This window comes from Mesorhizobium sp. M1409 (genome assembly GCF_040317535.1).
In the GTDB taxonomy this organism is placed as follows: Bacteria; Pseudomonadota; Alphaproteobacteria; order Rhizobiales; family Rhizobiaceae; genus Mesorhizobium.
Genome location: NZ_JAMYKV010000110.1, coordinates 1 through 5,588 on the forward strand (window position 1 = coordinate 1; position 5,588 = coordinate 5,588).

The window sequence follows — 5,588 nt, forward strand, 5'->3', positions numbered from 1 at the left end:
TGTGGCGGAGGCAGTCGGACTTGGCCCGCCCTGACGGGCGTCAGGGCGGCTCCGCCACATAATCTCGCCCGACGCATAAATGCGGTTATGTGGCGCGCAACATAACCGCATTCGGGGGCGCTGTTCGTGTCCCGGGGCAAGCGCGGCGACATGTTGAAGATCCTGGCCTGGAATGGAAGTGGGCTGTGCCTATTCGCCAAGCGATGCTCCTTTGCTTGTCTCATTTCCCGCCGCTGCGCAGACCGGTGTTTTCGAAGCTGAATTCGGCCGCGTCGACCCACCTCTGTGGTGCAGGTTGACGGCCCCTGGGGGTGACCGCGACGCAGGCCCGCTCCATGCCAGGCCCCTTGGGCATGTTCAGCCCCAAGCGCGCAGGCTCGACCATCTCGTCCCGCGATACCCGACACGAGAGTGTCATCGCGTGTGGGCACGTTCCTCGATGGGTGTACCAATCGCCCGCACCTCGAAATAAAATCAACAGAGAGATTACCTTTTTGCGCAGTTTCGAAAGTCATCAACTGTGCTAGCGAAGTGCCAGAGCGTGAGCATTGGGGCTTACGGGTCACGCCAAGACTGATGCAGCTTTGTTGATCTCGCGGCAAGATTAACGTCCGCTGTCCGACTACCGTTATTATAAAGAGCCGAATGGGAGGAAAGGTGCAATGGGCAAATTGGGTGACGCGAACATAGCCACGATGGTGAGCCGAAGGGAATTCCTCAAAAATGCGGCTGCCGGTAGCTGCGCTTTGGCCATGACCTCCTCAAGCGGACTTCTTCCAGTGTTGGCTCAGGAAGCCGCCCCTAAGAAGGGCGGCCACTTCAAGATCGGCGTCGGTGAGGGCTCAACATCTGACTCCCTCGATCCTGCAAGAGCCACAACCGCATTCACACGACTGTTCTTTAAGTCTATGCATGGCTATCTTACAGCGGTAAACCCTGATGGAAATCTCACCGGTGAGCTCGGCGAGTCTTGGGATGTGACGAAGGACGCCAAAATCTGGACCTTCAAGTTGCGGAAGGGCATCGAGTTCCACAATGGTAAAAGCTTGGAAGCGGAGGATGTTATCGCCTCCCTCAATCACCATCGCGGGGAGCAATCCAAGTCGGCGGCTAAAGCCACCCTTGCTCCGATCGAGGAAATCCGGGCAGACGGGGCCGGAACAGTCGTATTTGTCCTGAAAGAGGCTAACGCAGATCTTCCTTACCTTCTTGAAGACTATCGACTCCCCATTGTTCCGGCAAAGGATGGAAATGCTGATTTCTCTGGCGTTGGGGCGGGAGGCTACGTCCTCGATAAAATCGACTACGGTATCAAAGGCGCAGCCAAACGTTTCGCAAATTACTGGAGGTCGGATGCGGCGTGGTTCGATTCATTCGAGGTTTTTCTCATACGCGATGCCGTGGCGCGCACAAATGCTCTAGTAACCGGTCAGATCCACGCGATGAACCGATGCGACTTAAAAACGGTCCATCTGTTGGAGAGGACCAAGACTCTGGAGATTCTGTCAGTCGCCGGAACCCAACACTACACACTGCCCATGCTTTGCGATCTCCCCCCGTTCGACAACGTGGATGTGCGACTGGCCCTAAAGTATGCCATCAATCGGCAGCTGCTGCTGGATACGGCGCTACTAGGATACGGCCAGCTTGGAAACGATCATCCAATTGCTCCGTCAAACCGCTTCTACGCCAAGAACCTGCCCCAGCGGGAATACGATCCCGAAAGGGCAAAGTTCCACCTCAAGAAGGCCGGCCTCGCTGATCTCCGAGTGAATTTGTCAGCTTCAGATACCGCCTTTCCAGAAGCGGTCGACACCGCAGTGATTTACCAGCAAAATGCCGCCAAAGCCGGCATCACCATTGATGTTGTCCGTGAGCCAAGCGACGGTTATTGGGATAACGTCTGGCTGAAGAAACCCTGGTGCACCAGCCAATGGTTAGGTCGGCCCACAGCCGACTGGATGTTTTCCCAAGGCTATGCTGCTGACTCCCCAGAGAACGAGACCCATTGGAAGAACGTTCGATTCAATGAACTATTAGTATCAGCCCGGTCCGAACTCAACGACGCCAGGCGACTTGAGATGTATACGGAAATGCAGAGCCTATGCAGGGATGATGGCGGAGCAGTCATTCCGATTTTCGCGCACTACGTCAACGCCCTGTCGAGAAAAGTCGGTCACAATAAAATTGCTTCCAATTGGGATCTCGATGGTTACCGTTGCACCGAGCGATGGTGGTTTGCTGAGGAGTAATTGTACGCGAAGTGGATGCGCCAGCAAATTTACCTGTCGGCGCGCGTTGAAGTGCGCCGGCTCCCATCTCCGAGGTTATTTGCGCTCGGCTTCTTTGCTAAATGTTGACGGCAGAAGACAGTCTCGTTGTAAAATTCGAGCTGACGCATACACCAATGAAAGCACTCTCTGGCAGCGCCTTTTGATCGGGGCGCCGCAATACGTCGTTTTGCATTTGCAGAAAGAGGTCGGCAATCTGCAAGAGGCGCGGAGAGACAGGTGGATCATCAAAATTGTCTCTGAGAAAAAGGGATACAGATGTCTCTGGTCCAACTTTCCAGTAATCTCTGGTCTTTCGAAGACACATGCACGGTTTACATTGTGAAAAGCGGTGCGGAGTGCCTGCTCATCGATACGGGATCGGGCGCCGTTATGGAGCACCTTGGTTCCATTGGTATAGACCGCGTCGCATGGGTGCTGCACACCCACCATCACCGGGACCAGTGCTGGGGAACATGGATTGTTCAGAGTGCGGGTGCGAAGGTCGCTGTCCCTGAATATGAACGCCATCTGTTTGACAACGTCGAGGCATACTGGCAAGCGCGACGCATATACGACAATTACAATGATACAAGCACGTTTTTCTCTCTAGGTAGCAATATCACTGTTGATGCTGTCCTGGAAGACTATGGTGCGTTTGTCTGGAACGGGTGCGAATTCCGCGTGCTGCCGGCCAAGGGGCATACGTACGGCTCAATCAGCCTGATTGCCGATTTAGATGGCACCAGAGTGGCTTTCATAGGCGATCTGATGTGTTGCGGCGGCAAGCTCTACCAACTGCACGCTATGGAGTACGGTTATGGTGATCTCCTCGGCATCGAATTTTCAATGCAGTCGATCCTTGCTCTCAAAAGGCAGAACGTGGATGTGGCGTACCCTTCTCACGGCGCACCAATTTGGAACGTGAGAGCCGATATTGCGAGGTTGGAGTCGAGACTCGAAAAGCTCGCAGATATCGGAAGGTTATACACCTCTGGTCGCGACCATGCTTTCCATGACAGACAGTTGATTCGCGAGAGCAAGCTGGAGGCGATATCGGACCATCTCTTGTGGGCAGGCCCATATACCTGTTCCAACTTTTACATCGTGTTGAGTGGAATCGGTCACGCGATGCTGATTGACTACGGGCTCACCTCTCCTGGACACCTACATTGGGCAGCCGATTCCGACGGCATTCAGGGCGTGCGCTTCATCGAACATCACATCGATCAACTTCGGCAGCAATACGATGTTCACAGTATCGAGCTTGTTGTTCCTACCCACACCCATGATGACCATATCGCAGGAATTCCGTTCCTTCAGAAACAGTTCGGAACGCAGTGCTGGGCGCTCGATTGGGTGGCCCGTGTCATTGCCAACCCAGCCGCTTGGGCCAGTACGCCATGCTGCCTTTCCAAACCGATTAACGTGCAGAAGGTACTGGAAGACGGTGAATCATTTCACTGGCGCGGATTTGATTTCGAAATGCACCATGCTCCCGGGCAATCAGAATACCACGCCTTCATTGTGGGAGACATAGACGGGAAGAGGGTCGCTTTCGGCGGGGACAATCTATTCCTCTTCAATGCTCAATTTGATGGCATTGACCACGAAATTGCTGTCCAAACGACCGTTATGCGCAACAGCTTCCAATTACAGATGCATCGCCGCTGTGCAAACGTTGTACGAAAGTCGGCGCCAGATCTCGTGTGCCCTGGACACGGTGCCCTGATCCAAATGGATCAGTCGAGGATGAGCGAATATGAGAGCTATATTAGCCGAAAGGAAGCAGCTTTCCGCGATATAGTAAACGAACCCGAAGACCATTTTATCGACCTTTTTTGGGTACGAATGCTTCCGTACCTGTTGCAGGTTAGACCGAACAGCAAGGTAGCTTTCACCGTCAAGGTTCGTAACAATCTGGACCGAACCGCCCTGTTCAGTGCTCGCCTTTTGCCATCGTTCGGTTGGACATCGGACGGTCAAACGGGATGTATTTTGCTGAAAACAACACAGCAAGGTGAGGTCGTGCTTGAGGCAACTTCGCCTCCCGGCGTTGATCCAGGGCGAAGGCTCATAACAGCTGAGATCCTGATCGACGGGATTTCTCAGGGTCCCCTATGCGAAGCCCTCGTCTCGACCATAGGAGATCAGACGTTATGACCGTGGTCTGAGCGGCGGCCCGCCCTTAGTCTTTGCAGCTGTTAAGCAAACGGGGGCTGCTCGGGAGTGCCGAGCCGAGCCCCAAGCGAAGAAAGGACGGGCCATGAACGAAAATAACGAAGGAAGGCTCCTTCCATCCCCTCGAACCAGTCCGCCTGGCGCTCCCGAAGCGAGGGACGGATATGCAGCCGACGCGAGTAACCGAGCGTTGCCACAAACAGGTGCGCCCGAACACGCTCGCCGCCGATCCACACCCGCGTGTCGCCAAAGTCGATCTGCACCTGATATCCCGGCGCCGTCTCAAACCGAACTGTCGCGCGCTTCTGCGCCTTCAACTCCCGACGCCAATGCTGCACCCGAAGCTCCACCGAACGAAGCCCTATGAAGATCCCATGTTCGCTCGCCAGTTCCTGGCGCACCACATCGGCGTTGCCGCCATGGCGGAAGAAGCGTTCCCGCAGCCAATCGTCCAGCCCGTCAAACGCGGTCCGCCGCACAGGCTTGCGAAACGGAACAGTCCCGCCCTCGCGCAGATACCGACGCACCGTGTTGCGCGCACCCGAATTCCTGCGCCAGCCGCTTCGCTCCCCAGCCAAGTTCATGCAGCCGCAGCATCGCTGCCACCTCTTCAGGCTGAAGCATCTCCTCTCCCTGCATCGTTCTCGACAATGCAGGAATCGCCGAAATCCCAATCGTCATCCATGCCTCCTCTCATAACCGAGGGGGTCAGTTCTTCATTTCGTCAGAGGGGGGTCAGTTTCTCAATTCGCCCGACACCTTGGCCAGGACCGGCACCGTCGTGTCGTCGCCGTGCAGACGTGAAGCGGCCAGCACATGGGCTTCGAGTCGCTTGAACAGCGGCATCAGCGCCGCGGGGCCGGCGCCGACCTGGTCGGCGAGCGTCGACAGGCTGAGCGGCACGCCTTCGCGCGCATAGCGTTCAGCCTGGCGCTTGAGCGGCTGATGCTGGCCGAACTTCTCGAACAGGATCATCGCCAGCAGGCGGGGACTGGCCCAGCCCCGCGGGGTGGCGTGGAACGGCGCCGGAGCCTGGCTGATTGCCTCGCAGGCGCGGCAGGTGAACTCACATGGGCTCGTCAATGTAAAGCGGGTTCAAAAACGCATGTTCGGCACTCCCATCGATCCAGTATCCAG

The 5,588-nt window shown here is 56.0% G+C and carries 2 protein-coding genes and 3 pseudogenes; 3 read left to right on the plus strand and 2 right to left on the minus strand.

Features of this window, described 5'->3' with window-relative positions; genetic code table 11:
• Positions 1-117: 117 nt before the first annotated feature.
• From tnpB to NKG99_RS35125, 3 genes and pseudogenes are all read left to right on the plus strand, one after another.
• Positions 118-261: pseudogene (gene tnpB / locus NKG99_RS35115) on the plus strand (IS66 family insertion sequence element accessory protein TnpB); the annotation flags it as partial.
• 401 nt (positions 262-662) lie between these two features.
• Positions 663-2,252: an ABC transporter substrate-binding protein gene (locus NKG99_RS35120; protein WP_352874029.1), complete on the plus strand. Its 1,590-nt coding sequence runs from the start codon at positions 663-665 to the stop codon at positions 2,250-2,252.
• A 297-nt stretch (positions 2,253-2,549) separates the two neighbouring features.
• The gene (locus tag NKG99_RS35125; protein WP_352874031.1) at positions 2,550-4,433 is read left to right on the plus strand and encodes an MBL fold metallo-hydrolase; all 1,884 of its coding nucleotides are present in this window, start codon (positions 2,550-2,552) and stop codon (positions 4,431-4,433) included.
• Positions 4,434-4,546: 113 nt separating this feature from the next.
• On the opposite strand, the pseudogene NKG99_RS35130 reads toward NKG99_RS35125, so the two are convergent.
• Positions 4,547-5,132: pseudogene (locus NKG99_RS35130) on the minus strand (transposase); the annotation flags it as partial.
• Positions 5,133-5,210: 78 nt separating this feature from the next.
• A pseudogene (locus tag NKG99_RS35135) lies at positions 5,211-5,519 on the minus strand (IS66 family transposase); the annotation flags it as partial.
• Positions 5,520-5,588: the final 69 nt, after the last annotated feature.